The following is a 26,854-nucleotide window of genomic DNA, read 5'->3' on the forward strand; positions in this document are numbered from 1 at the left end:
AATGACGAAGTAGGGCGTTGCCTACTAAGCCTCATTGATCATCGCCTCGATGTTGTAGCCGTCGGGATCGAGCACGAAGCAGGCGTAGTAATGCTCCGCATAATCCGGACGTGGGCCGGGCGCGCCATTGTCGGTGGCGCCTGCCTCGAGCGCCGCGCGATAGAACGCATCGACCTCGGCCTTGCTCTTTACCCGGAAGGCGACATGCAGATGGGTGAGCGGCGGCTTCTCGCCGGTGCTCTGGATCTCGAACAGGCAGCCATTGCCGACATCGAAAGCCCAGAACACGGCTTCCTTGCCGAAGGACACGCTGTAGCCCAAAGGCGCAAACGCTTTTCGTAGAAGAGCTTGCTCTTGTCGAGGTCACTCACTTCGATGGTGATGTGGTCGATCATGACTATTGCGAAAACCTTTGTAGCTGGTCCTCTGCGGGGCCATCTATATCCCCCGAGTCTCCCTTCTCATTGCAAAGAGAAGGGAGGGTAGCCCGTCCTTAGACCTCGGTCTATTTGTCTTTCCGCTGCTTTCGGCTTCTCGCCTCGTCCGCAATCAGTCGGGCCCTTATGGACTGCCACCTGTCAGCAATCTCAAGGCACGAAGCTGCCAATAGTTTTCGACGTTGGCTGTAGTTACGAGGTCCGGTGAAGATTTTCTGGGCAAAAACGTCAATGACAAAACACAAATCTGGGCGAGGTTCACCGGCACCAGCGAACGACTCCTCGGCATACCAATGTAGGAGTGCACCGTGGAGCGCTGAGGTTTCTGTGGTTAGCGGCAGCGTTTTGCAGATGTAGGGTTTAACCAGACCGAATGCTGATGACTTTTTCCCTATCTGCGGCAACTTAAGGGAGTTCGTCGGTCGAACACCAACAGCGACGCCACCAAGAGAGAAACGCGGCTGGCTATCAGGAATTCCGACTATCTTTGCGGCGACAGGCAGTGTTGCTAAGGTCATGGTACGGCAAAGCTCTATTGCATCATGCGCTGTGAGCAGCCTTTGCTCATCATGCGACGTTGTAGGCTCACGAGACAACAGGGCTTTGTCGAGCTGTGTTAGTCGGGTGTCGTCTTGTCCGTGAGACTCAATAAAATGCATCATTGCGCGCTCGATTTCGTTGTAGCGTGTGTCCAGAAGAAAGTTTTTTGGTTTTATTATATCTTCGATAATCGCAGTTCTTCGAGTGGATCGCGCGAAACAATATTCAATTAACTTGTTAGCGCTTATTTGTGGCTCGATTTTCATATAAGAGAGATCCTTCTCAAGGGTCGTTAAGTTACGGAAAGCGACGGTGCCTTCTCGACTCTGAGAGAAGAATCTCCATATAATAACCTTGTCACAGGAGATGGGATTCTAGATCTCGTCGCCCCGCGTGGGCTCCGGCTTTTCGCGGTAATCCAAAGCCGATCCGATGAGGGTCGGCTTTGGTGTTTTTGAGCGCACTCGCGCCATTTAAAATCTTTAAGGCTGTTTCCCTTTTTGTTCCCTTTGCCATTTCGGCCCGATCCTACGACCGGGCCGATCATGTTACGTTTTACGGCTTAGATTTCTCAGCTGCACCCGCTCGTCGAGCCACACGTGTCGCACTTCTCGCAGGTGCCGTTCCGCACCATGGTGAAGTTGTGGCACTCGGAGCATTCGTTGCCGGTGTAGCCTTGCAGCAGCGACTGCTGGCGCCTGGTCGCGGCGAGCTTCTTCGCCTCGGCGGCCTCGTTGGCGGCGGCGTCGGTGAAGAGCGCCTCGGCGCCGCCGGCGGCTTCGGCTTCCTGTTCCACCATATCCTCGGCCAGTTCCCTGGCGCGCTCCTCATAGTCGCGCTTGTAGGCAAGCGCCTCGTCGCTTGCCGGCTTCAGCGCCAGCACGTTGGAGCCGGCGAAGGCGGTCGGGGCCGCGCGGGCAGGGGTCGTGGTCGGGGCTGGGCCGCCGAAGCCCTTGGGCTCGCTGCCGACGCCCGACACCAGCTTCACCGGCGATGCGCCGCGATAGAGGCCCTTGGAGAAGGGTGTCGCCTTGCCTTCGGTGATGCCGCGGCCAAGTGCGGTCTTGTCGAAGTCCGACTGGTCGACATGGGCGAGGTCGTGGCGGCCGAGATAGGAGACCGCCAGCTCGCGGAACACGTAGTCGAGGATCGACGTCGCGTTCTTGATCGCGTCATTGCCCTGCACCATGCCGGCCGGCTCGAACTTGGTGAAGGTGAAGGCCTCGACATATTCGTCGAGCGGCACGCCATATTGCAGGCCGAGCGAGATGGCGATGGCGAAATTGTTCATCATGGCGCGGAAGGCGGCGCCTTCCTTGTGCATGTCGATGAAGATCTCGCCGAGGCGACCATCATCGAACTCGCCGGTGCGCAGATACACCTTGTGGCCGCCGACGACGGCTTTCTGGGTGTAGCCCTTGCGGCGATTCGGCAGTTTTTCGCGATCGCGGTAGAGCCGCTCGATGACGCGCTCGACGATCTTTTCGGTCACCTGCACCGCACGCTGCGCGGCGGGCGCCGCGATCAGCTGCTCGACCGCCTCGTCCTCGTCCTCCTCGCCATCGGCGAGCAGCGAAGCATTGAGCGGCTGCGACAGCTTCGAGCCGTCGCGATAGAGCGCATTGGCCTTCAGCGCCAGCTTCCAGGACAGCATGTAGGCGTTCTTGGCGTCCTCGACCGTCGCCTCGTTCGGCATGTTGATGGTCTTGGAGATGGCGCCCGAGATGAAGGGCTGGGCCGCGGCCATCATCAGGATGTGGCTGTTGATCGAGAGTGAGCGCTTGCCGATCTTGCCGCACGGGCTGGCGCAGTCGAACACCGGCAGGTGTTCGGCCTTGAGGAAGGGCGCGCCTTCGAGCGTCATGGCACCGCAGACATGGATGTTGGCGGCGTCGATGTCCTTCTTGGAGAAGCCGAGCGCCGGCAGCATCTCGAAAGAGATGTCGCCGAGCTGCTCGTCGGTGAAGCCGAGCGTCTCCTTCACCCAGTCGGCGCCCAGCGTCCACTGGTTGAACACGAACTTGATGTCGAAGGCCGACTTCAGCGCCGCATTGAGCGCCGCGATCTTCTCGTCGGTGAAGCCCTTGGCCTTCAGCGAGCCGGGGTTGACGCCGGGCGCCTGGTTGAGGTTGCCGTGGCCGACCGCGTAAGCCTCGATCTCGGCGATCTGGCTTTCGGAGTAACCCAGCGTGCGCAGCGCTTCCGGCACGGCGCGGTTGATGATCTTGAAGTAACCGCCGCCGGCGAGCTTCTTGAACTTCACCAGCGCGAAGTCGGGCTCGATGCCGGTGGTGTCGCAATCCATGACCAGGCCGATCGTGCCGGTCGGCGCGATGACGGTCGCCTGCGCGTTGCGGTAGCCATGCTCCTCGCCGAGCTCGATGGCGCGGTCCCAGGCGGCCTTGGCGTGGGTGGCCAAATCCTGCTGCTTGAGGTCTGACGCAACGAGAGGCACCGGGTTGACGGCGAGTTTTTCGTAGCCGTCCTTGTCGCCATAGGCGGCGCGGCGGTGGTTGCGCATGACGCGCAGCATGTTCTGCGCGTTGCGGTCGTAGTCGGGGAAGGCGCCGAGCTCGGAGGCCATCTCGGCCGAAGTGGCGTAGGCCATCCCGGTCATGATCGCGGTGAGCGCGGCGCAGATGGCGCGGCCCTCGTCGGAGTCATAGGGAATGCCAGAGGTCATCAGCAGGCCGCCGATATTGGCGTAGCCGAGGCCGAGCGTGCGGTAGTCGTAGGAGAGCTTGGCGATCTCCTTCGACGGGAACTGCGCCATCATCACCGAGATTTCGAGCACGACGGTCCACAGGCGAACGGTGTGCTCGTAAGCCGCGATGTCGATCGTGCCGTCTTCGTTGCGGTAGGGCAGAAGATTGATCGAGGCGAGGTTGCAGGCCGTGTCATCGAGGAACATGTATTCCGAGCACGGGTTGGAGGCCCGGATCGCACCGGCGGAGGCGCAGGTGTGCCAGTCGTTCATCGTCGTGTTGAAGTGCAGGCCCGGATCGGCGGACGCCCAGGCGGCGTAGCCGATCTTTTCCCACAGATCGCGCGCCTTCAGCGTCTTCAGCACCTTGCCGTCCTTGCGGGCGGTGAGCTGCCAGTCGCCATCGGCTTCGACCGCGCGCAGGAAATTGTCCTTCAGCGACACCGAGTTGTTGGAGTTCTGGCCGGAGACGGTGAGATAGGCGTCCGAATCCCAGTCGGTGTCGTAGGTCTTGAACGACATCGAGGTGTAGCCCTGGCGGGCGAACTGGATGACGCGGTAGATGTAGTTCTCCGGCACTGCGTCTTTCTTGGCAGCCTTGATCTCGCGCTTCAGCGCGGTGTTCAGCGCCGGGTCGAAGCAGTCGTCATCATGGCCTTCGCAATTGACGCAGGCCTTCATGATGGCCTCGAGGTGCTTCTTGACGATCTTGGAGCCGGTCACCAGCGAGGCGACCTTCTGCTCTTCATTGACCTTCCAGTCGATGAAGTCCTCGATATCCGGGTGGTCGGCGTCGACGATGACCATTTTTGCCGCGCGGCGCGTCGTGCCGCCCGACTTGATGGCGCCGGCAGCGCGGTCGCCGATCTTGAGGAAGCTCATCAGGCCGGACGAGCGGCCGCCGCCGGACAGCTTCTCGCCTTCGCCGCGCAGCATCGAGAAGTTCGAGCCGGTGCCGGAGCCATATTTGAACAGGCGCGCCTCACGCACCCACAGATCCATGATGCCGCCCTCGTTGACGAGGTCGTCCTGCACGCCCTGGATGAAGCAGGCATGCGGCTGCGGGTGCTCGTAGGACGACTTCGACTTGGTAAGCTTGCCGGTGAAGGGGTCGACGTAGAAATGGCCCTGGCTCGGACCGTCGATGCCATAGGCCCAGTGCAGGCCGGTGTTGAACCATTGCGGCGAGTTCGGCGCGACGCGCTGGGTGGCCAGCATATAGGCGAGCTCGTCGCGGAAGGCGCGCGCGTCGTCCTCGGACTTGAAGTAACCGCCCTTGTATCCCCAATAGGTCCAGGTGCCGGCAAGTCGGTCAAAGACCTGGCGGGCGTCGGTTTCGGAACCGTAGCGCTCGGCCTCGGGCAGCTTGGCGAGCTCGGCCTCGTCGGCGACGGAGCGCCACAGGAAGGAGGGGACGTCGTTCTCCTCGACCTTCTTCAGGCGCGCCGGCACGCCGGCCTTGCGGAAATATTTCTGCGCCAGGATGTCGGCCGCGACCTGGCTGAACTGCGCCGGCACATCGATGTTGTCCAAGCGGAACACCACTGAGCCGTCGGGGTTCTTGATCTCCGACAGGGCCTTGCGGAATTCGATCTCCGCATAGGCAGACTGTTCTGGCTTGGTGAAGCGACGCTCGATGCGCATTGGTCCGGTCCCTTTTGTCTATATATAGCGCCTTTACCCTGGGATTTCTGCCCCGCTGAGCGAAAAGCGCAGTCCGCCGTTTGCCGGCATCGCAGGCGACGCCGACACTCTCCTCGTCGCGGGCGCAGCCATGCAGACAAGCAAACGCCTTTCCAGGCGCTTACCCAGGTTGCAGGCCGACCCGCGGGTCCCTCGAAACTGAAACTTTTGTCGATTCCCTCCGTAGAGGGAGGTTCACACTATCTAGCGTCGAGCCTGCCTGCAAACACTAAATATAGTGTTAACAGATCATTTTTTCCAGGCCGACAATTCTCCCTTTCGCCCACCCAAGCCCTAACGATCCCAACGCTTCCGCCGGCCTCGTGAACAGGCGGAAATCCGGGCAAAACGCACAAAATCCGGGAAAAAGACCGGCCCTAAAACTCTCCGGTCGCGCCCGCAACAGGAGCGCATGGCCTATAAAAAGCGACTCGTTCCGACCCGTCAAGGATTCGTTTGCGTAGCTTTTGTGACCCCAACATCTTGTGTGTCACATATGTGGATAACGGGGACATGCGAAGCCCGGCTCTGCAGGCACTTGACGCGGTTTGTCAGCCTGCCGCGAAGCCAAGGCAGTCGGCGGCTTTTCATTTTAGCTGGCTTGCACTATCTGTTGCGTTCGCGCGGGGGCGCGCCTTGTCAACACCAAAAGCATCCGCTACGCCCCGCTCATGACAGTTACCGTACGTTTTGCCCCATCGCCGACCGGCCGCATCCATATCGGCAATGCGCGCACCGCGCTGTTCAACTGGCTTTTCGCCATGAACAACAAGGGCCGGTTCATCCAGCGCTTCGACGACACCGACGTTGCCCGCTCGAGGCAGGAATTCGCCGATTCCATTCTTTACGACCTGCATTGGCTTGGCATCTTCCCGGATGTCACCGAGTACCAGTCGCGCCGCTTCGAGATCTACGACGCGGCGGTCGAGCGGCTGAAGGCGGCGCGGGTGCTCTATGCCTGCTATGAAACGCCCGAAGAGCTCGATCTGCGCCGCAAGGTGCGCCGCACGCGCGGCCTGCCGCCGGTCTATGGTCGCGAAGCGCTGACGCTGACGCCGGAGCAGGTGGCCGAATACCAGTCGGACGGACGCAAGCCGCACTGGCGTTTCCTGCTGCCCAACTTCACCAGCGATCCGCTGCAGCCGGAGCGCACCGAGGTGCAATGGGACGACCTGGTGCGCGGCGAGGAGACGGTCGATCTCGCCTCGCTGTCGGATCCTGTGCTGGTGCGCGAGGACGGCACCTATCTCTATACGCTGCCTTCGGTGGTCGACGACATCGAGATGGGCGTCAGCCATGTCATCCGCGGTGACGACCATGTCACCAATACCGGCGTGCAAATCTCTATCTTCAAGGCGCTCGGCGCCGAGCCGCCGGTGTTCGGCCACCACAATCTGCTCACCACGGTCTCGGGCGAGGGGTTGTCGAAGCGCACCGGCGCGCTGTCGATCGAAAGCCTGCGCGGGGACGGCATCGAGCCGATGGCTGTCGCCTCGCTGGCCGTGCTTGTCGGTACGTCGGAAAATGTCACCGCCGCGCACGACCTCGCTGAGCTTGCCGGCCATTTCGACCCGGCGGCAACCTCCAAATCCGCCTCCAAGTTCGATCCGGACGAGCTCTTCGTGCTCAACCGCACGCTGATGCATCACATGTCGTTCGAGGAAGCACGCGACCGGCTGATCGTGCTCGGTATTTCCGGCGACAAGGCCGAGCCGTTCTGGCTTGCCGTGCGCGGCAATCTCGACCGTCTGTCGGACGCGCTCGCCTGGTGGCGAATCCTGAACGATGGTCCACAGGAGCCGGCCGAGTTTTCCGGCGAGGACCGCGATTTCCTCCATCAGGCATTCGAGCTGCTGCCGGAGGAACCGTGGAACGGCACGATGTGGAAGGACTGGACCGGCAAGATCAGGGAAGCCACCGGACGCAAGGGCAAGCCGCTTTTCATGCCGCTGCGGCTAGCGCTTACTGGGCGGACTTCGGGGCCGGAGCTTTCAGATCTATTGCCGCTGATGGGTCGGGAAGGAACGCTGGCCCGACGACCCTGACCTTGCGCTGATCCGGCGGCAGCGCCGAGACCGGCGACACCGGCACCTTGGTGGTCAGCCGCTTGATCGCCTCCTTGTCGAGCCCGCCTTGGGCATTGGCGAGTGTTTCCGGATCGGCGCCAGGATCGGGCTTGGTCGCCGGCACCGGAATGAAGGGCGCTGCCTCGTTCTCCGGCTGCGACTGTTCGGGATTGGGCGGGTTGCCGCCGATGATCGTGAAGTTGCCGGCCTGCGCGTTGCAGCCGCAGGTGGGCGGGCGCGAGAAATTGGGCTGCTTGTAGAGATACGCGGTCGGCAGCTCGCTGTAGGGGTGGCCGGTCACCGAGGAGGTCATGTTGCCGGCGTCGTCATCCATGCCGCGCGTATAGAAGACCTGCATCTCGGTGCCGGGGCAGCTCGATTCGCAGTTCTTCTGGTCGCGCTCGAAGTCGCCGACGGAGGCGGCGTTGGACATCGGGAAGAAGTAGCCGTCGCAGGTGCGCACGCACATCGTGCGGAACTCGCCGCCCAACCTGGGCAGGTCCATGCCGTCCGGCTGGTTGATGACGCGCCGGAAGTTGCGTGCGCTCGGATCATCGAGCGGCACGTCCGCCGAGTCCGGCATATCGGGGGCGTCGGGCGTTTCGAGCTGCTGATCCTGGCGGCCGAAAAGCTGCTCGAAAAGATTGCCGCCGCCATCGTCGCGCGCGGCCTCCTGAAGCGGGGCGCGGCGCGGCGCGATCTCATCGTCGCGGCAGTCATTGGCATCGAGCGCCGCCAGGATGCGGCTGCGGTCGCGCCGCGTGCCGCCGGCGGCCAGGCGCTCGCGCTTGGCCTGAAGGGTGTCGAGATTGGCGTTCATGCGCTGGATCGAGGCATTGATTGCCGCGCATTGGCTGACATTGCGCGAAAACAGCGTGAAGCCACAGCTGGCATCGCTCGCCCGGCTGCGGGCCTTGGCAAGCTGCTCGCGCTGGCGAGCGATGGCGTCGTCATATTTGCGGACGAGGCCGGGGCCTCCACCACCACCGCGTGCGGCGGCGAGTTCGGCTTCGAGCTGCCGGCAGATGCGCGAGGCCGCCTGGGATTCGGTCAACGCGCCAGCCGACGCCGCCAACGCTGCAAGCAGCGCCGTGAGATGCGTCAGCTTCAACCCTTTCATCCGCCTGGAATCCCCGACTGCCCGTGGCCGGAAGGCTACCGCGTTCGTGGTTAACTGTTCCCTAGTAAAGGCCACACCGATGCCAGCAAAAGCATGGCGATTCCAACAAACGCAACGTTCCAAACGAGTGAGCGAACCAAGGGAACGCCGAATGCATAGAGCGGAAGATAGACCAGCCTGGCCGAAAAATAGAGCCCGGCTCCCCACTTGCTGAGCGCGGTCTCGTGGCCAGCCGCGTGGACAAGAAAAACCGCCGCCACGAACACCGGAAATGTCTCGACGAAGTTTCGCAGTGCCCTTTCCAGGCGCCCCGCCATCCCTGTGAGCGGAGGGACCTCCGCGTCTCGGGCGCTGGCCGTCCAGCGGTAACCTCGCTGCAAGCTCGCCGAATGCGAAGCGAGAACTATGTGAATGAAACAAAGCACGCAACTTGCGGCGAGCATGGCTAGTTCGAAGCTCATTCAACCTCGTACCTGCCCATTCGATCGACGCCACCAACTTGCAATGAAGCACCATCGGTGTTTTCGGCCAGAGTCGTCCTCAGCCCAGATCGACCAGCGCCTGCGCCTTGTGCGCCGCCTCGACGACGGCAAGCGCGGTCATGTTGACGACGCCGCGCGAGGTCACCGACGGCGTCAATATGTGCGCCGGCTTGTCGGTGCCGAGCAGGATCGGCCCGACATGCAGCGCATCCATCATGGTGCGCAGCGCCGTCAGCGTGATGTTGGCCGAATCGAGATTCGGGAAGACCAGCAGATTGGCTTCGCCCTTCAGCCTGGAATGGGGATAGACGCGCTGGCGCAGATGCTCCGACAGCGCGGTGTCGGCATGCATCTCGCCGTCGCACTGCAATTGAGGCGCGATGCGGCCGAGGATTTCGGCCGCGCGGCGCATTTTCAGCGCGCTCGGAGAATCGCGCGAGCCGAAATCCGAATGCGACAACAGTGCCGCCTTCGGCTCGATGCCGAAGCGCTGGATCTCTTCCGCCGCCAGCACCGTCATTTCGGCAATCTCCTCCGCCGTCGGGTCGACCGAGACGTGCGTGTCGGTGAGGAAGATGATGCCGCGCTGCGAGATCAGCATCGACAGCGTCGACAGGTCCCGGTCCTGGATGCCCGCGCGGGGGCCGATGATCAGCGTCACGTTGCGCAGATGCCGCTCGAAGCGGCCTTCGAGGCCGCAGACCATGGCGTCCGCGTCGCCGCGCTTCAGCGCAAGCGCCGCGATCACCGTGTTGTCGGTGCGCACCATGGTGCGGGCGGCTTCCGTCGTGATGCCGCGCCGGCCGGCAAGTTCGATCAGGAGGTCGACATAGTGGCGGTAGCGCGGATCGTCTTCCGGATTGATCAATGCGAAATCGACGCCCGGCCGGATGCGCAGCCCGTAACGCTTCAGCCTGACTTCGATGACATGCGGGCGGCCGATCAGGGTCGGTTCGGCGATGCCTTCCTCCAGCACCACCTGCGCGGCGCGCAGCACGCGCTCGTCTTCGCCGTCGGCATAGATGACGCGCTTGGCATTGGAAGCCTTGGCGGAGGAGAACACCGGCTTCATCACAAGGCCGGAGCGGAAGACGAAGCGGTTGAGCTTGTCGATATAGGCGGCAAAGTCGGCAATCGGTCGCGTCGCGACGCCGGTGTCGCAAGCAGCCTTCGCCACCGCCGGCGCGATGCGCAGGATGAGGCGCGGATCGAAGGGCGAAGGGATCAGGAAATCGGGACCGAACATCGGCGTCTCGCCGGAATAGGCGCGCGCCGCGACATCCGACGGTTCTTCGCGGGCAAGGGCGGCGATCGCCCGCACCGCGGCCATCTTCATCTTCTCGTTGATGGCGCTGGCGCCGCAATCGAGCGCGCCGCGGAAGATGTAAGGAAAGCACAGCACGTTGTTGACTTGATTGGGAAAATCCGAGCGTCCGGTGCAGATCATGGCGTCCGGGCGCGCCGCCCTTGCCACTTCCGGCATGATCTCGGGATTGGGATTGGCCAAAGCCAGGATCAGCGGGTTCGGCGCCATGTGCTGCAGGAGCTCCGGCTTCAGCACGCCGGCGGCGGAAAGGCCGAGGAAGACGTCGGCGCCGGGAATGACGTCGGCCAGCGTGCGCGCCTCCGTATCCTTCACATAGGGGTCTTTCCAGCGATCCATCTCCTCGACGCGGCCCTTGTGGGCGACGCCGAAACGGTCGGTGACCCAGATGTTCTCGACCCTGGCGCCCAGCGAGACCAAAAGGTTGAGACAGGCAAGTGCCGCGGCACCCGCGCCGGAGGTGACGATCTTGATGTCGGAAATCGCCTTGCCGGCCAGTTCCAGTCCGTTGAGCACCGCTGCGGCGACGATGATGGCCGTGCCGTGCTGGTCGTCATGGAAAACCGGAATGCCCATGCGGGCCTTCAGCCGCTCCTCGACCTCGAAACATTCCGGCGCCTTGATGTCCTCCAGGTTGATGCCGCCGAAGGTCGGCTCCAATGCGGCAACGGTTTCGACCATCCGCTCGATTTCGGGCGCGTCGATCTCGATGTCGAAGACGTCGATGCCGGCGAATTTCTTGAACAGCACCGCCTTGCCTTCCATCACCGGCTTGGAGGCGAGCGGTCCGATATTGCCGAGCCCAAGCACGGCGGAGCCGTTGGAGACGACGCCGACCAGATTGGCGCGCGCGGTGTAATCGGCGGCGGTTGCCGGATCGTCACGGATCTCGAGGCAGGGCGCCGCAACGCCCGGCGAATAGGCAAGCGCCAGATCGCGCTGATTGCCGAGCGGCTTCGTCGCCTGGATTTCGAGCTTTCCCGGTGTCGGGTGCTTGTGGAAGAAGAGGGCGGCCTCGTCGAGGTCCGACCGGGCCGTTTTCTTGCTCTCGCCGTCCATTGCGGCCCTCCCTGCGATACTGCTTTGGAGCCTTTTAGCATGCGTCGGAGCGTTTTCGCGACGGCAAATAGCGGGCTCTGGCCCTCACAATGCCGGAGCGAAAATAACCAATCGATTCCAGCCTGTTGGCCCGTGAGCCTCAAGCCTTTTGGATTGGCGGCGGTCAGAACGCGCTGACGTAGAGACCGCCGTCGACCGGGATGTTCTGGCCCGTTAGGTAGCCGGCATGGACCGAACAGAGGAAGGCGCAGATCTGGCCGAATTCCTCCGGCGTGCCGAGACGCTTTGCCGGCACGTCGGCGCTGATGCGGGCCTTGCGCGCGGCGGCCGCGGCCGGGTCTTCCTGGGTGCCGGCCTCATGCGGGCCGCGCAGCCGGTCGGTGTCGAGCTTGCCGGGTAGCAGGCTGTTGATGGTGACGTTGCGGTCCATCACGGTACGCGCCACCCCGGCGAGGAACGAGGTCAAGCCGGCGCGCGCGCCGGATGACAGGTCGAGCCCGGGGATCGGCACATAGACCGACAGCGAGGTGATGTTGACGACGCGGCCAAAGCCGCGCTTGGCCATGCCGTCGATCACCGCCTGGATCAGCTCGATCGGCGTGACCATGTTCTGCGTCACGCCCTCGAGGATCTTTGCTCGGTCGAGCTCGCGGAAATCGCGGAGCGGCGGCCCGCCATTGTTGTTGACGAGGATGTCCGGATCGGGGCAGGCGGCAAGGATCGCCTTCTGCACGTCGGGCTTCGACACGTCGCCGACGATTTCGGTCACCTTGACCCCGAACCGGTCACGGATTTCCTTGGCGGTCTTGGCCACGAGTTCGGCGTTACGTCCGTTGACGACGAGATCGACGCCGGCTTCGGCCAGCGCCATCGCACAGCCGCGCCCCAGTCCCTTGCTCGAAGCGCAGACGATCGCCTTCTTGCCGCGAATGCCGAGATCCATGGTGATTTCTCCTGGTAAATTGCGGGCACAAGCTAACGCTTGAGCTGGACCAACCGCAACCGTCATACGGTTGTTGCATGAATCGGGGCATAGGCACGCGAAAGCAAAGGGTAAATTCGTGATGTCAGACCCAGAGCCCCGCACTTTCCGCGCATTGTTCATTTCCGACGTGCATCTCGGCTCGAAAGCGGCCAAGGCCGATTTCCTGATCGACTTCCTGCGCTATCATGATGCCGAAATCATCTATCTGGTCGGCGATATCGTCGACGGCTGGCGGCTGCGGCGCAGCTGGCACTGGCCGCAGAGCCACAATGACGTCGTGCAGAAGCTGCTGCGCAAGGCGCGCAAGGGCGCGAATATTACCTATATCGCCGGCAATCACGACGAATTCGCCCGCCAGTTCCAGGGCGTGCATTTCGGCGGCATCGTCGTTGCCGACCGAGCGATCCATGAAACCGCCGACGGCCGGCGCCTGCTGGTCATCCATGGCGATCAGTTCGACACCGTGGTGCACAACCAGCGCTGGCTCGCCTATCTCGGCGACTATGCCTATGACACGGCGATGCTGGTCAACCGGGTGGTGACGAAGCTGCGCCATCTGCTTGGCCTGCCCTACTGGTCGTTCTCGTCCTGGGCCAAGGTCAAGGTGAAGAAGGCGGTGAACTTCATCGGCTCGTTCCAGACCGTGCTCTCCGAGGAAGCGCGGCGTTCGCATGTCGACGGCGTAATCTGCGGCCACATCCATCATGCCGCCATCGAGAACTATGGCGAGGTGCAGTACATCAACACCGGCGACTGGGTGGAAAGCTGCACCGCGGTGGTCGAGCATTTCGACGGCCGCATGGAAATCCTGACCTGGGCACATGTGCTGCCCGAATCCTCGGCCGACGAGGATGAGCTGGTGCCGGTCGACATCATAGACCTCAAGGGCAGGGCGGCGCAGGCGGCCTGAACGCGCCTGCCCGTCAGAGACTGGCCAACCCAGTTCGACCTCCCTGGCCCGAAATTTTCACCGAAATCCTGGGATCAAGGCAAGATGTCCCAAGCTCGGCCGCTGTCTTCAACAGCTTTGCCGCCGATCGATTAGTCCAGACGGTTCCGCCGCGCTTTGCCGCATGTTAGGGATCGAGACGCGTTGCAGCCGTCGAATGCAGCGTAATTGGATCGATTCATGTCGCTGCCGCCTTTGTCGCCCGAGCAACTCGTCAAGCCTAGCCATTTCGAATTGCGCATGAGCCTGATCTTCGCGACCTTGTTCGTGTCGCTAGGCACGCATCTGCCTTACTTTCCGCTCTGGCTGCAGGCGAAAGGTTTTCATGCCGAGCAGATCGCCATCATCTTGGCGGCGCCAATGTTCCTGCGCGTGGTGACGACACCGATGCTGACCGCGCTTGCCGACCGCGCGAAGGACCGCGCCAATGTCTACATCGCGCTGGTCGCTGGCTCGATGATCATCTCGGCCGGCTATTTCCTGCCGGCCACCTACGCAATCGTGCTTGCCGTGTCGCTGCTGCTCACCATCGTCTGGACGCCGCACTCGCCGATGGCCGATTCGCTGGCGCTGTCGGGCGTACGCCGCTTCGGCTCGAACTATACCGCGATGCGCAAATGGGGCTCGATCTCGTATCTGTGCGCCAATGTCGCGGGCGGATTCATCCTGGCGGCGACGGGTCCGCAGGCTGTTCCGGTGATCATTTTCGTGGCGCTTGGCGCGGCCCTTGTCGCGGGGCTGTGGGCGCCGCGCATGGGACGGCCGCGCAAGGCCTCGCCGCTTTCGGCCACCGAGATCCAGCACAAGGCACCCAGCCTGTTCAATGCCTATTTCCTCTATTTCACGCTCGGTGTCGGCATCATCACCGCCAGCCACGCTTTCCTCTACGGATTCGTGTCGATCTACTGGAAGTCGATCGGCATCGGCGATTCCGTCGTCGGCCTGCTGTGGGCCTGGGGCGTGGTGTCCGAAGTCTGCATGTTCCTGTTCTTCAACCGTATTTTCGCTTCCGTCTCGGTGGTCAGGGTGATGGTGATCGCCGGCATCGGCTCTATCGTGCGCTGGATCGCCTTTCCGCTGGTCTGGCCGCTCGGGCTTGGCGTCGCCGGCTTTTTCCTTGTCCAGTCGCTGCACTCGGTTTCGGTCGCCATGGTGTTGATCGGCCTGCAGAAGATGATCGGCGAGACGGTTTCCGAAGAGCGCACGGGTGCCGCGCAAGGCATTGCCTATTTCTTCAACGGCTTCTTCATGGCTGCCGTCACGCTTGCTTCCGGTCCGCTCTATGAGCGTTTGGGCGTCGACGGTTTCTGGGCGATGATCCCGATCGCTATCATCGGCATGGCGTTGATCGGGCTCGCTTCACGCTCAGCCCCAAAGCTCTCTGTCAGGGGGTGAAACCAGCGATCCCTGGTAGACAAGGCCGGGCTCGCGATCGCGCGCAAGCAGCAGCGGTCCATCGAGGTCGACGAAGTCGGCGCCCTGGGCAAGCAGCACCGCCGGGGCCATGGCGAGCGAGGTGCCGACCATGCAGCCCACCATGATGCCGAAGCCCAGGTCGCGCGCGCGGTCGCGCAATTTCAACGCCTCGGTCAGGCCGCCGGATTTGTCGAGCTTGATGTTGACGGCGTCGTAGAGACCGACCAGCGCATCGAGGTCCTTCGCCGCGTGCACGCTTTCGTCGGCGCAAATCGGCACCGGATGCACGATCCGGCGCAGGATGTCGTCCTTGCCTGCCGGCAGCGGCTGTTCGACGAGCGTGATGCCGTGCTGCGCGGCAAAGGCAAGGTTCGCCTCGACATTTTCGTCGGTCCAGCCCTCATTGGCATCGAGGATGATGCGGCTTTCAGGGGCGGCTTCCGTCACGGCGCGAATTCTCGCCATGTCGTTGTCGCCGCCGATCTTGACCTTGAGCAAGGGCCGCGCGGCATTGGCGCGCGCCTGCGCCGCCATGGCCTCCGGCTCACCCAGGGAGAGCGTGTAGGCCGTTTCCAGCCCCCGCAACGGAACCGCAAGTATCGCGTCGGCGACCGGGATTCCTGTCATCTTTGCTTCCAGGTCCCACAGCGCGCAATCTATGGCATTGCGTGCCGCCCCTGCCGGCATGGCATCAAGCAGCGCGATCCTGCTTATGCCGCCGGCGATCTGGTCACGCATCGCCTCGATAGCGGCGTATACGCCGTCCATCGTCTCGCCATAGCGCTTGTAAGGCACACACTCGCCGCGCCCGGAACGTCCCGCTTCAGCGATCGTTACGGTGATGACTTCGGCCTCGGTTTTGGATCCGCGTGAGATGGTGAAGGTGCCGGCGATCGGGAATCGCTCCATTTCGACCGAAATGACACGCGCCATAATTTTCTTCTCCGGCTGTGCGACACCAGTCTGCCGGCAAATCGACACGCCAGTCCCGTCACGCTAAACAGGACGCCATGTTGACCATCCGCAAACGCGACGCAAGCGGCGAGGCCGCCAAGGACGCCGAGCACCGGCCACGCGTTGCCGTGGGCGAGGAGGGCGGCGTGCTGGGCTGCGCGTTTTCGGGCGTGTGGACGACGCGCACCGTGGCATCGGTCGATGCCGACATGCGCAAGATCGAGCAGAGAAGCGGCGCGAAACAGCTGATGCTCGACCTTTCCCACATCGAAAAGATGGACACTGCCGGCGCCTGGCTGATCGACCGGCTGGCCAGCTCCTTCGAGAAGAAAGGCGTCGAGGTTCATTTGCAGGGGCAGAGCGAGATCGCCTCGATCCTGCTCGAAGCGGTCGGCGATGCAGTCCGTCGCGAGCCCGAATCGGGCCCGCCCGGGCCGCCCAACATCATCATGCGCGCGCTGGAGCTGGTGGGCCGGCGGGTCTTTGAAATGCGCGACGATTTCGTCGCTTCGATGAACATTCTCGGCGCCACGATCCGCGGCGCGCAGATGAAGCTCGGCCGCGGTCACGCGGTCAACCCGGCCGCGATCTTCAACCAGATCGACCGCATGGGAGTCGGCGCGATACCGGTGGTGGTGCTGATGTCGGCCATTGTCGGCGCCATCGTCGCCCAGCAGGGCGCCTATCAGCTTAGCTATTTCGGTGCCAACATCTTCGTCGTCGACCTCGTCGGCGTGCTGATCCTGCGCGAGCTCGGCGTGCTGATGACGGCCATCATGCTCGCCGGGCGCTCCGGCAGCGCGATCACGGCCGAGATAGGCTCGATGAAAATGCGCGAGGAGGTCGACGCGCTGAAGGTGATCGGCCTCAACCCGATCGGCGTGCTGGTCTTTCCGCGGCTCGTCGCGCTGGTGATCGGGCTGCCTTGCCTCACCATCATCGCCAATTTTGCCGCACTCGGCGGCGGCATCGTCGCCGCCTGGCTCTATTCCGACATTCCGCCGGCTGCGTTCATCGACAGGCTGCGCGTCGCCATCGATCTCAGCACCATTTTTGCCGGCCTGATCAAGGCGCCGTTCATGGCCTTGATCATCGGTATCATAGCGTCGGTCGAGGGCATGAAGGTCGGCGGCAGCGCCGAATCGCTCGGCCTGCACGTCACCGCGTCGGTGGTGAAGTCGATCTTCGTCGTCATCATCCTCGACGGGCTTTTCGCCATGTTCTACGCAGCGATCGGGTTCTGAGATGGCGAACGGCAACGGCGCGACGGCTACGCAGGACACGGACGACGACGAGATCGTGCTTTCGGTTCGCGACGTCACCGTCGCCATCGACGACAAGCTGATCCTCGACAAGCTTTCGCTCGACATCAAGCGCGGGGAAATCCTTGGCTTCGTCGGCGCCTCGGGTGCCGGCAAATCGGTGCTGTTGCGCACCATACTGGGGCTGATGCCGAAGCAATCGGGGACAATCAGCCTGTTCGGCGTCGATGTCGACAAGGCAAGCGACGCCGACCGCCTGCGCATCGATATGCGGCTTGGCGTCCTTTTCCAGCACGGCGCGCTGTTTTCGGCTTTGACGGTGCTGGAGAACGTGCAGGTGCCGATGCGCGAATATCTCGACCTGCCCAAGGCGCTGATGGACGAACTCGCCATGCTCAAGATCGAGCTGGTCGGGTTGCCGCCCGACGCCGCGCTGAAATTTCCTTCCGAGCTTTCCGGCGGCATGATCAAGCGCGCGGCGCTGGCGCGCGCCTTGGCGCTCGATCCCGACATCGTCTTTCTCGATGAGCCAACGTCCGGGCTCGATCCGATCAGTGCCGCCGAGTTCGACGAACTTGTCGTCAAGTTGCGCGATACGATGGACCTGACCGTTTACATGGTCACGCACGATCTCGACACGCTGTTCACCGCTTGCGACCACGTGGCGGTGCTCGGCAAGAAGAAGGTGCTGGTCGAAGGTACGATCGACGACATGCTGAAGAGCGATGAGCCGTGGGTGAAATCCTATTTCCGCGGAAAACGCGCCCGGCAACTTGATCTTGCGGCGCGCGCATAGCCATAAGTGGGGCGATGGAAACAAGAGCCAACTACGTAATTGTCGGCATCTTCACGCTGGGCGCGATCCTGGCGGCCTTCGCCTTCGTCTATTGGACGGCCGCCATCGGCGACAGGGGCGAAACGGCGATGCTGCGCGTGCGCATTCCAGGCTCGGCTTCCGGCCTCAGTCGCGGCAGCCTGGTGCTGTTCAACGGCGTTAGGGTGGGTGACGTGAAAAACGTCTATATCGACGGCGACGATCCGACCGTTGCCATCGCCGACACTGAAATCGCGCGCTGGACGCCGATCACCAAATCGACGCAGGCCGACATCGGACTTACCGGCCTCAGCGGCCAGGCCAATATCGAGCTCAAGGGCGCCGACCCGAAGGAAACCAGGCTTCTCGACGAGGCCGAGAAGGAAGGCAAGGTCGCCGAGATCGTCGCCAATCCGTCCGCGGTCACCAACCTTCTGCAGACGGCGCAGAACATTTTTACCCGCGCTGACAAGGTGCTTGGCGAGCTCGAAGGCTTCACCAAGGACGTTCGCGGTCCGCTGACGCAGACGGTCAAGAATGTAGAGACCTTCTCGGACGCGCTCGCCAAGAATTCCGACGGTATCGACAAGTTCCTGTCGGCGGTGAGCTCGCTTTCGGATCAGCTGAAGAATGTATCGGGCAGGCTCGACAGCACGCTGAAGGCCGCCGAAGGCCTGCTCAATTCCGTCGACAAGGACCAGATCAAGAGCATCGTGGCCAATGTCGACACGGTGACGTCGAACTTGAAAGAGACCAGCAAGCAGTTCGATACCGTCATCAACAACGTCAACACGGCGGTCGGCTCGATCAACGATTTCGCCAAGCAGACGCAAGGGACATTGGCCAAGGTCAACGGCGTGCTCGACGGCATCGATCCGGCCGACGTCAAGGCCGCTTTGGCCAACATCCAGAAAGCCAGCGCCAGCGCCGACAAGGCGGCCGCGGACATCGCCAAGGTCACCGACAAGATCGCGAACCGCTCCGACGACATCAATGATACAATCAAGAATGCCCGCCAGCTCGCGCAGCGCCTGAACGATGCCTCGGTGCGCGTCGACGGCATCCTTGCCAAGGTCGATAAGCTTCTCGGATCCGGCGAGGCCAACGGCGTGATGGCCGACGCCAGGGCGACGCTGAAATCCTTCAAGCAGGTGGCCGACACGCTGAATGCACGGCTCGGCACCATCACCGATAATCTGGCGCGCTTCTCCGGCCAAGGCCTGCAGAACGTCGAGGCGCTGGTGCAGGACAGCCGCCGCTCGATCAACCGCATCGAGGAAGCCGTGACCGACCTCAGCCGCAATCCGCAGCGCATTCTGTCCGGCGGCGAAGGCGAGGTCCGACAGTTCGATGGAAGGGCGCGGCGTTGACTTCGGCCACCGCGACCGCCAGAAAAATGAACTACGAGGTCGGATCGATCTTAGAGCGGTTCACCGTTTCACGGAAACGGCGAACCTCTCCATCTCTTTGTTTTTTCGCAATTCCGGACGGAAAACCGCTACACACTTTTCCTGGAATTGCTCTAGGGTCCGGGGACAACGGGGATCGCGCGTGACGTCGGGTAGGGTGCGAGGGGTGAGGTCGACGGTTGCGGCGCTGCTTGTGGTGACGCTTGGCGGCTGCGCGGTCTTGGCCGGCAAGCCGGCGCCGCTCGACACGTTCGAATTGTCCGCGCCGTCGGTCGACGTGAGTGCACACAGCCGCCGCCAGATCCTGATCGCCCAGCCCTCGGCGCTGAAGGCGCTGGACAGCCAGAACATCGTCATCAGGCGCTCGGACCAGTCGATCCAGTTCCTGAAGGGCGCGCAATGGGCGGACCGGCTGCCGCTGATCGTGCAGGCGAGACTGGCCGAGACGTTCCAGCGCTCCGGCAGCTTTGCCGGCGTCGGCAAGCCAGGAGAGGGGCTGGCGATCGACTACCAGGTTATCGTCGAGGTGCGCTCCTTCGAGGTGCGCGTCAATGGCGGCGAGCATGCCGATGTCGACCTGTTCGTGCGCATCCTGAACGACCGAAACGGCGAGGTGCGCGCCTCGAAGAACTTCACCGCGAACGCACCGGTCTCCGGCAGCGGCAATGCGGGTTATGTCGGCGCGCTGGACAGCGCCTTCGGCCAAGCGGCCGAGGACATCGTCCGCTGGACGGACCAGACGATCTGAGCGAGGTGCAGGGACGTCGCGCTTTTTTTGTTCGGAGTCATGATGGCCGTAAGTTTTGTTCAAAGGACATTTTCGGTCGATGGTGATGGCGAGGTTACCTGTCGTTTCTTTTCGCCCGAACCCGAGGACGGCGGAGATTTCCTATGTCGGTACGAAATGAAGTGGCCCGAGGGCTCGCGCTTCCGAAGAGCGCGTGGGGTCGATGCGGTGCAGGCGCTATTGCTTGCGATGCAAATGGCCCACGCTGACCTTTTGTCTGAACGCGAAAGAAACGGACGGCAGGTGTTATGGCTCGATCAACGGAGTCTTGGATTGCCTATAGCCAATTCAATTCGCGACTTGGATCCCGACGGGGGCTTCTGAACCCCGGGACGCACGAAAAAGGCGGGCTTTCGGCCCGCCTTTGATTTCCTCGATCGCCTGGCTCAGTGCAACCGGCCGCTGGCGTGAGCCAGCATGGTGTAGACCTTGCCGGTGTCGGACGTCAGATAGGTCTGCGCCATGATGTTGTCGCGGTCGTTGCGCGAGACATCCTTGAGCAGCTTCTCGAAATCCTCGCAGTAGCGGTCGACCGCGGCGCGGAATTCCGCCTCGGCCTGATACTTGCGACGGATATCGTCGAAGGTCTGCTGGCCTTTCAGCGTGTAGAGGCGACGCGTGAACACATCGCGCTCGCCGCGGCGATAGCGGTTCCAGAGCTCGATCGAGGCGTCATGGTCGATGGCGCGCGCGATGTCGACGGAGAGCGAGTTGAGCGACTCCATGACATGCAGCGGCGAGCGCTGGTCAGGTGTCGCGCGCGGTGCTTCCACCGGTGCCGCCGGCCGCAGCTCTTCCTCACGCGAGGCGTTGGTCAGGAGGTCGCGCACCCAGCCGCCCTGCGGGGGCTTGCCGTTCGGGTCGCGGCGCGGCGCCTCGGCGGGACGTTCCAGATCGAGCGTGCCGCGCAGCGTGGTCTCGGCAAGCGGTGCCTGCGGAGCGCGAGCCGTTGGTTGCGGCTGTGGCTGTGGCTGCGGGGCCGGCGGACGGCGCAGCGGCGGTTCGGCGGCGCGGGCCGGCGCCTGCGGAGCAGGGCGCAGACCACGCGGCTCGCCTTGTTCGCTTGAGCCGCTGCGGCCGGATTTCGCAACGATATCCGACAGTTCCTTGAGCGCATTGATCTGCTCGGAGACGGCGCGGCGAATGGCCGACGTCGATTCCTTGGCCTCTTCGGGCATCTCAATGACGCCCTTCTTCAGCTCGGCGCGGGTCAGGTCGAGCTCGCTCTTGATCGAGCCCGCGGTCCGGCGCATCTCCTCGGTCGCGTCGGCGAAGCGGCGCGTGGCCGAATCGACGACCTCGGCGATTGCGGTGCGGATCTTTTCCGCCGATTCCATCGTCCGGCCCTCCGCGGTCTGCATCGTCTGGCCGACGAGGTTCTCGAAGGAGCGCATCACCTTCTCGAGGTCTTCCGACTTCTTGACCAGGCCGACGGCGAGGTCTTCCAGCGAGGACTGGCGCTCCAGCGTATGCTCGAGATTGCTCTGCGCGGAGCTGAGCAGATTCGAGGCGCTGGAAAGCAGCCGGCTGTGCTCGTCGAACTTGGTCGCGATCGAGGCCACCTCGCGCAGCGTCGCCGAGGACAGTTCGGTGAGCCGCGTCGTGTTGGAATCGACCAGGCGCGCGGAGCTGGCAAAGGTCTGGGCGGCCTTCTCAGTGGTCGTGGCGAAGCTCTGCGTGCTGCCGGAGAGCCGCTCCTCGACCTGGCCGAGGTTGACGGCGGCCTGCTCGATGAGCTGGCCGAGCTGCGCGCTGGAGGTCGTCATGCGGCCGATGAGATCGGCCACGCTGTCGGCAAGCGAGGAACGCGCGCCTTCGACGGCGGAAAGCGTCTCGGCGGTACGGCCGGCAAGCGCATTGACGAGGGCCGCGTTTTCGCTGCGCAGCTTTTCGGTTGCCCGCTCGGTAACCTCTTCCATGCTGCGTTGCAGCTCCGAGCCGCCCTGGGCAAAGCGCTCGACCAGCGGCTTGGCCGTCTCGTCGAGGATCTTCGCCATTTCGGCCGAACGCGCGGCCAGCATGGTGTTGAGCTCGCGGGTGTTCGAACCGATGGTCCGCGCCGCCTCGTTGGTGCTCTGGCCGATATGCTGGCCGACCGCCGTGAAGGTCTCGGCGATGACATTGGCACGCGAGATGAGCTGGGTCTCGGCGCTGGAGACCTGCTCGTTGAGCTTCTGGCCCATGGTTTCGGCGGTGGAGGCGAGACGGTTTTCCACGCTCGCGACCTGATCCTCGACGCGGGCGGCGGCGGCGGCGGCGCTCGCGGCAAGCCGCTCGTCGGCGCCGGCCAGTGCCTGCTCGATCTCGCGGGCATGCACGGCGAGCTCCTGGCCGGTCTGGCGGGCGCGGTCGGCGACGCGCTGCTCGGTGGCGGCGAAGGCTCCGACAATGGCGTCGGTATGTTCGCCGATGGTCGAACTGCTACTGGCGATGCGCGACACCAGTCTGCTGTCGGCATCGTCGAAGATGCGGGCAATTTCGGATGCCCGCGACGACAGCGCTTCCGAACCCTCGGCAATGCGCGAGATCAGATGCTGGTCAGCGGCATCAAAGATGCGGCCGAGATCCGAGGCGCGGGCGGCCAGCGCTTCGGCCGATTCGCCGATGCGCACCGAGAGCCGCTCGTCCGCGCCCTCGAAATTGCGCAGGATGTCGCCGGCACGCGCGGCAAGCGACTGGGCCGTTTCGACGGCGCGGGCAACAAGCTTCTGGTCGGCTGCGTCGAAGGTGTTGGCGATCTCGCCGGCGCGCGTGGCCAGCTTGTCGGCGGTTTCCTCGGCGCGGGCCATCAGCGAGTTCGACGCATCGTCGGCACGCGCCATCAGCATGTTGGACGTATCCTGAGCGCGCTCGTGCAGGCGGCGGTCCGCCGCCTCGAAGGCCTGCGCGATATCCTCGGCTCTGGAAAGCAGCGCCGCGGACGTTTGCTCGGCGCGTTCGGCAATCTTGCGATCGGCATCGCTGAAAGCAGCGCCGGCCTGCTCATGCAGGGTGCTGGTGACTTCCATGACCTTGTCGCGCAGCGCGCCTGCCACGAAGACCGCGGTCTTCTCCAGCACGCCGCGCACATTGTCGACACCGGTCGACAGCGCGCGCTCCATGGTGCCGGCGCGCTCCTCGATGACGCCGGTCTGGCGGCTGAAGGCCTGCTCGATCTTCTCGACGTCGGCGGCGATCGCCGCCGAGATGTCGCTGCTCCTGGCGGCGATCTGGTCGATATGCCCGGAAACCGAACGATCGACGTCCTTGCGCGCATCGGCGAGCTTGACGAGATCGTCCTCCAGGGCCCTGGCAAGCATGTTGCGGCCTTCGGACAGCTTGCCGACATGGCCGGCGATGATGTCGTCGATCTCCGAGCGGCTTTCAGTCAGCTTCTGAAGGTCCGCTTCGAGGGCGCGCTTGAGGATGTCGCGGCCTTCGGCGAGCTTCTCGACCTGGCCCGAGACAAGGCCGTCGATGCCGGAACGGCTTTCGGCGAGCTTGGCAAGGTCGGCCTCAAGCGCGCGCGTCAGCACATCGCGGCCTTCAGCAAGCTTTTCGACCTGGCCCGCGACAAGGCCGTCGATGCCCGAACGGCTTTCGGCGAGCTTGGCAAGGTCGGCTTCAAGAGCGCGCGTGAGGATGTCGCGGCCTTCCGCGAGCTTCTCGACTTGGCCGGCGACAAGGCTGTCGATCGAGGCACGGCTCTCGGCGAGCTTGGCAAGGTCTGCTTCAAGCGCGCGCTTGAGGATGTCGCGGCCTTCCGCCAGCTTCTCGACCTGACCGGACACCAGGCCGTCGATGCCGGCGCGGCTTTCGGCGAGCTTGGCGAGATCGTCCTCGAGCGCCTTGGACAGCGTCAAACGGTTCTGCGACAGCTGGTCGGCGTGGGTCTGCATGAGGCCGCTGGCATTGGCCATATCGGCATCAAGCGCACGCGAAAGCTCGGCGCGGTGGCCGGTGATCTTCTGCGAATGATCACCGATCGCGCCCTGGATCGTGTTGAGGTCTGCTTCCAGCGCGCGCTTGAGGATGTCGCGGCCCTCGGCGAGCTTCTCGACCTGGCCGGCGACCAGCCCGTCGATGCTGGAGCGGCTCTCCGCCAGCTTGGCCAGATCGTCTTCCAGCGACTTCGACAGCACCGAACGGTCCTGGACGAGCCTGTTCTGATGGTCGGCAATCGCGCCGCTTACATTCTGGAGGTCATCCTGCAGGGCTCTCGACAAGGCCGAGCGATCCTGCGCGAGCCTGTTCTGATGGTCGGCGACGACGCCGCTGACCGTCTGCAGGTCGGCGTCGAGGGCTTTCGAAAGCTCTGAGCGATCCTCCAGCACCTTGTTGGAGTGTCCCGCAATGGCACCCTTGATGGTGTTGAGGTCGGCTTCAAGCGCGCGCTTGAGGATGTCGCGGCCTTCCGCCAGTTTCTCGACCTGACCGGCAACCAGACCGTCGATCGAGGCGCGGCTTTCGGCGAGCTTGGCGAGGTCGGCTTCCAGCGTCTGCGACAGCAGGCCGCGGTCGTCGGCGAGCTTGCCGGCGTGGCTGTCGATCAGGCCGCGGATGCCGCTCAAATCGCTCTCAAGCGCGCGGCTGAGTTCGCCGCGGTCCTCGGCGAGTTTGGCCGAGTGCGTCTCGATCAGGTTCCTGATGCCGATGATGTCGGTTTCGAGCGCCTTGGCGAGCACGGCGCGACCTTCGGCGATCTTCTCGACCTGACCGGCGACGAGGCCGTCGACCGAGGCGCGGCTGTCCTGCAGCTTGCCGAGATCAGCTTCCAGGGCGCGCGCCAGAATGTTGCGGCCCTCGGCCAGCTTTCCGACGTGACCGGCGACCATTTCGTCAATCATTGTACGAGCTTGGACGAGCCTGCCGGAGTCTTCGTTCAAGGCCTGGGACAGGCGGTTGCGGCCTTCTTCGAGCTGCTCCAGATGGCTGCCCAGCGAAGCATCTATGGCGGCGCGCGACTCGTTGACCTTGCGCAGATCTTCTTCCAGCGCGCGCGAGATCAGGCCGCGGCCTTCCGCCAGCTTCTGCACCTGGTTGGTGACGGCGGCATCGATTGCCACGCGGCCTTCGGCGAATTTCGCCAGGTCCGCCTGCATGGCGGTGGCCATACGTTCGCTGCTTTCCGAGAGCTTGCGGCTATGGTTCTCGACGGCTTCCTCGATGCCGACGCGGGCATCGGCCAGCCGCTGGATGTCGGAATCGAAGGAGCGCGACACCACATGCCGAGCCGCTTCCATGCGACCGGCGAAGTCGGTGGCCCGGGCCTCGAGCATGGAGGAGGTCGACGAGATGATGTCCGCCATATCGGCGCCGATCTGCGTCTTGCCCTGGTCGATCATCGACGAAAGCGTGTCCTTGCTCTCCGCGAAGGCGTGAGCGATTTCCTTCGCGCGCTCCACCATCGTCTCGTTGATTTGACGCGCGCGCGCTTCAAGAGCGGCGTTGAGCTTTTGCGTGCCGGTGTCGAGCGCCTCGGCGCGGGTCTGGAATTCGCTGATCAGCGCCTGGCCGCGTTCGGCCAGCGTGCGCTCGATGCCGTTGAGGCTCGCCTCGAATTCGGAGTTCAGCGTGCGGGCAGCGCCGCCGAGCAGCGAGACCATGCCATTTGTGCGGTCGTCGAGCAGGTCGGTCAGCGAGCGGGTGAGGCCGTCGGTGGTGTCAGTCAGCTTGGCAATACGGGTGTCGAGCAGGCTGGCGAAAGCCTCGCCGGAGGTCGAAAGCCGATCGGTGATGCTGTCCAGGCGCGATTCGACGGAATCGAAGATCGACGTCGAGCTTTCATTGATGCGATCGATCAGCGTGTCGCCGGAATTGTTGATCGTCATCGACAGCTTGGTCGACGCGTTTAGGATGGAGTCGCGGATGATGTCGCTGGCCGATCCGATCTCGTCGCGCAGCGTCTCGTGAGCGCTGGCAATGGAGGCGCGCACACGCTCGGCATGCGTGACGACCGCCTCGCGCTCGCTGCCGAGACCGTCGACCAGCGAACGGATGCGGGCCTCGTTTTCGGAATAGGAGCGTTCGATCTGGCTGACTTCGCCGTGGACGAGCGTTTCGAGCTCGACCGCGCGGGCCAAGGTGCGCTCGATGCCTTCGCCCATGGCCGCCACCTCGCGGCGAACGGCCTGGCCGATCATCATGACACGATCCTGGGCGAGGTTTTCGGGCTCCGCCAGGCGAAAGGCGACCTCGGTCATCGATTGCGCGGCGATGCGCATTTCCTGCGCGCGCCGGATCATGGCAGCGAACGCCCAGAACAGGATGACCGGAACGATCGCGGCAACCGCCAGACCGATCAGTTCGGGACGGGCGAAGAACTGGTCGAAGGTGCGGATCTTCCAGATGCCCGGGCCGAACAACAGGTTGGCCAGGCCGCCGGCGCCGGCGATCCAGGCCAGCGAGATAAAGGCGATCACCCAATAGACGGTGCTCGACGCACGGCGGTTGAGGCTGTGCAGCAGCGTTTTGTAATCTTTCTGGCGGTCGTCATTGGCGGGCGTGAAGCCGGCGGGGGGCGTAAAGCCGGCCGGTTGCTGCGCATTGCGCGATTCTACAGGGCGCAATTCGGCCGGCTTGGCCGCGGGCGCTTTGGGGAACTGAGGGGTGTTTGCCGGCTCGGTCCTCTGGCTGCGGCCTTCGCGCGCCAGCTCGTCGGCTGCCGCCGAGATCTGCGCTTCCAGATCCTCCATCGACGCCGCCATGTCGAGGCCGCCGTCGTCGCCGTTAAGGTCAAGGTCGAGCGCCTTTTCCAGTTCCGCCGCCACGTCGCTGTCGAGAGACTTCGTCGTCGTAGGTTTCTTAGCCATGCCTTCGCTACCCTGTACTAGCTGCCGCGGGACTTATGATTTTGGCCTGATTCTGGCCCGATTCTGGCTTGT

The 26,854-nt window shown here is 63.6% G+C and carries 16 protein-coding genes and 1 pseudogene; 8 read left to right on the forward strand and 9 right to left on the reverse strand.

Annotation, left to right across the window (positions count from 1 at the left end):
- Positions 1–24 precede the first annotated feature (24 nt).
- From RFM98_RS03015 to RFM98_RS03025, 3 genes and pseudogenes are all read right to left on the reverse strand, one after another.
- Positions 25–395: pseudogene (locus RFM98_RS03015) on the reverse strand (VOC family protein).
- 110 nt (positions 396–505) lie between these two features.
- Positions 506–1,243: a hypothetical protein gene (locus RFM98_RS03020; protein ID WP_320307429.1), complete on the reverse strand. Its 738-nt coding sequence runs from the start codon at positions 1,241–1,243 to the stop codon at positions 506–508.
- 305 nt (positions 1,244–1,548) lie between these two features.
- The gene (locus tag RFM98_RS03025; protein WP_320307430.1) at positions 1,549–5,325 is read right to left on the reverse strand and encodes a vitamin B12-dependent ribonucleotide reductase; all 3,777 of its coding nucleotides are present in this window, start codon (positions 5,323–5,325) and stop codon (positions 1,549–1,551) included.
- Between the two features lie 710 nt (positions 5,326–6,035).
- Between RFM98_RS03025 and RFM98_RS03030 the strand changes: the two genes are divergently transcribed.
- Positions 6,036–7,409, forward strand: a complete 1,374-nt coding sequence (locus RFM98_RS03030; RefSeq protein ID WP_320307431.1) for a glutamate--tRNA ligase — start codon at positions 6,036–6,038, stop codon at positions 7,407–7,409.
- On the opposite strand, the gene RFM98_RS03035 is transcribed toward RFM98_RS03030, so the two are convergent.
- The 4 genes from RFM98_RS03035 to RFM98_RS03050 form a co-directional block, all read right to left on the reverse strand.
- Positions 7,327–8,550, reverse strand: coding sequence for a DUF2865 domain-containing protein (locus tag RFM98_RS03035; RefSeq protein WP_320307432.1), 1,224 nt, complete (start codon positions 8,548–8,550; stop codon positions 7,327–7,329). The two genes, RFM98_RS03030 and RFM98_RS03035, sit on opposite strands and share 83 nt — an antisense overlap.
- Before the next feature lie 50 nt (positions 8,551–8,600).
- On the reverse strand, positions 8,601–9,011 hold the full coding sequence (locus RFM98_RS03040; RefSeq protein WP_320213528.1) for an MAPEG family protein: 411 nt from the start codon (positions 9,009–9,011) through the stop codon (positions 8,601–8,603).
- 79 nt (positions 9,012–9,090) lie between these two features.
- Positions 9,091–11,415 carry an NADP-dependent malic enzyme gene (locus RFM98_RS03045; RefSeq protein ID WP_320307433.1) on the reverse strand — a complete coding sequence of 775 codons (2,325 nt, stop codon included), beginning with the start codon at positions 11,413–11,415 and terminating at the stop codon, positions 9,091–9,093.
- Between the two features lie 163 nt (positions 11,416–11,578).
- Positions 11,579–12,358 carry an SDR family oxidoreductase gene (locus RFM98_RS03050; protein WP_320307434.1) on the reverse strand — a complete coding sequence of 260 codons (780 nt, stop codon included), beginning with the start codon at positions 12,356–12,358 and terminating at the stop codon, positions 11,579–11,581.
- A gap of 121 nt (positions 12,359–12,479) precedes the next feature.
- Here RFM98_RS03050 and RFM98_RS03055 point away from each other — a divergent pair, with 121 nt between their 5' ends.
- Together RFM98_RS03055 and RFM98_RS03060 are read left to right on the forward strand one after the other, a co-directional pair.
- Entirely contained in the window at positions 12,480–13,310 is an 831-nt protein-coding gene (locus RFM98_RS03055; RefSeq protein ID WP_320307435.1) for a UDP-2,3-diacylglucosamine diphosphatase, read from the forward strand.
- 219 nt (positions 13,311–13,529) lie between these two features.
- Complete coding sequence (locus RFM98_RS03060; RefSeq protein WP_320307436.1) at positions 13,530–14,744, forward strand: MFS transporter; 1,215 nt, start codon at positions 13,530–13,532, stop codon at positions 14,742–14,744.
- Here the strand turns inward: RFM98_RS03060 and dgcA are convergent.
- Positions 14,715–15,698, reverse strand: coding sequence for an N-acetyl-D-Glu racemase DgcA (gene dgcA, locus RFM98_RS03065; protein WP_320307437.1), 984 nt, complete (start codon positions 15,696–15,698; stop codon positions 14,715–14,717). The genes RFM98_RS03060 and dgcA overlap by 30 nt on opposite strands.
- A gap of 77 nt (positions 15,699–15,775) precedes the next feature.
- Here dgcA and RFM98_RS03070 point away from each other — a divergent pair, with 77 nt between their 5' ends.
- The 5 genes from RFM98_RS03070 (at position 15,776) to RFM98_RS31325 (ending at position 20,315) form a co-directional block, all read left to right on the forward strand.
- Entirely contained in the window at positions 15,776–16,963 is a 1,188-nt protein-coding gene (locus RFM98_RS03070; RefSeq protein ID WP_320307438.1) for an ABC transporter permease, read from the forward strand.
- A 1-nt stretch (position 16,964) separates the two neighbouring features.
- Positions 16,965–17,777, forward strand: coding sequence for an ABC transporter ATP-binding protein (locus RFM98_RS03075; RefSeq protein ID WP_320307439.1), 813 nt, complete (start codon positions 16,965–16,967; stop codon positions 17,775–17,777).
- A gap of 14 nt (positions 17,778–17,791) precedes the next feature.
- Positions 17,792–19,165: an MlaD family protein gene (locus tag RFM98_RS03080; RefSeq protein ID WP_320213520.1), complete on the forward strand. Its 1,374-nt coding sequence runs from the start codon at positions 17,792–17,794 to the stop codon at positions 19,163–19,165.
- Between the two features lie 205 nt (positions 19,166–19,370).
- The gene (locus RFM98_RS03085) at positions 19,371–19,952 is read left to right on the forward strand and encodes an ABC-type transport auxiliary lipoprotein family protein (protein ID WP_430682244.1); all 582 of its coding nucleotides are present in this window, start codon (positions 19,371–19,373) and stop codon (positions 19,950–19,952) included.
- 42 nt (positions 19,953–19,994) lie between these two features.
- Complete coding sequence (locus RFM98_RS31325) at positions 19,995–20,315, forward strand: DUF6968 family protein (RefSeq protein ID WP_430682245.1); 321 nt, start codon at positions 19,995–19,997, stop codon at positions 20,313–20,315.
- Between the two features lie 62 nt (positions 20,316–20,377).
- Here the strand turns inward: RFM98_RS31325 and RFM98_RS03090 are convergent, their stop codons facing one another.
- Positions 20,378–26,782 carry a kinesin gene (locus RFM98_RS03090; protein WP_320307441.1) on the reverse strand — a complete coding sequence of 2,135 codons (6,405 nt, stop codon included), beginning with the start codon at positions 26,780–26,782 and terminating at the stop codon, positions 20,378–20,380.
- Positions 26,783–26,854 lie beyond the last annotated feature (72 nt).

The sequence above is a fragment of the Mesorhizobium australafricanum genome (assembly GCF_033977265.1).
Taxonomy (GTDB): Bacteria; Pseudomonadota; Alphaproteobacteria; order Rhizobiales; family Rhizobiaceae; genus Mesorhizobium; species Mesorhizobium australafricanum.

Excerpts from the sequence above, each read along its gene's own strand:
- RFM98_RS03025 (WP_320307430.1), bottom strand. The coding sequence starts at position 5,325 with ATGCGCATCGAGCGTCGCTTCACCAAGCCAGAACAGTCTGCCTATGCG.
- RFM98_RS03035 (WP_320307432.1), bottom strand. The coding sequence starts at position 8,550 with ATGAAAGGGTTGAAGCTGACGCATCTCACGGCGCTGCTTGCAGCGTTG.
- RFM98_RS31325 (WP_430682245.1), top strand. The coding sequence starts at position 19,995 with ATGGCCGTAAGTTTTGTTCAAAGGACATTTTCGGTCGATGGTGATGGC.
- RFM98_RS03055 (WP_320307435.1), top strand. The coding sequence starts at position 12,480 with ATGTCAGACCCAGAGCCCCGCACTTTCCGCGCATTGTTCATTTCCGAC.
- RFM98_RS03090 (WP_320307441.1), bottom strand. The coding sequence starts at position 26,782 with ATGGCTAAGAAACCTACGACGACGAAGTCTCTCGACAGCGACGTGGCG.
- RFM98_RS03020 (WP_320307429.1), bottom strand. The coding sequence starts at position 1,243 with ATGAAAATCGAGCCACAAATAAGCGCTAACAAGTTAATTGAATATTGT.
- RFM98_RS03030 (WP_320307431.1), top strand. The coding sequence starts at position 6,036 with ATGACAGTTACCGTACGTTTTGCCCCATCGCCGACCGGCCGCATCCAT.
- RFM98_RS03040 (WP_320213528.1), bottom strand. The coding sequence starts at position 9,011 with ATGAGCTTCGAACTAGCCATGCTCGCCGCAAGTTGCGTGCTTTGTTTC.
- RFM98_RS03075 (WP_320307439.1), top strand. The coding sequence starts at position 16,965 with ATGGCGAACGGCAACGGCGCGACGGCTACGCAGGACACGGACGACGAC.
- RFM98_RS03080 (WP_320213520.1), top strand. The coding sequence starts at position 17,792 with ATGGAAACAAGAGCCAACTACGTAATTGTCGGCATCTTCACGCTGGGC.
- RFM98_RS03050 (WP_320307434.1), bottom strand. The coding sequence starts at position 12,358 with ATGGATCTCGGCATTCGCGGCAAGAAGGCGATCGTCTGCGCTTCGAGC.
- RFM98_RS03045 (WP_320307433.1), bottom strand. The coding sequence starts at position 11,415 with ATGGACGGCGAGAGCAAGAAAACGGCCCGGTCGGACCTCGACGAGGCC.
- RFM98_RS03060 (WP_320307436.1), top strand. The coding sequence starts at position 13,530 with ATGTCGCTGCCGCCTTTGTCGCCCGAGCAACTCGTCAAGCCTAGCCAT.
- RFM98_RS03070 (WP_320307438.1), top strand. The coding sequence starts at position 15,776 with ATGTTGACCATCCGCAAACGCGACGCAAGCGGCGAGGCCGCCAAGGAC.
- dgcA (WP_320307437.1), bottom strand. The coding sequence starts at position 15,698 with ATGGCGCGTGTCATTTCGGTCGAAATGGAGCGATTCCCGATCGCCGGC.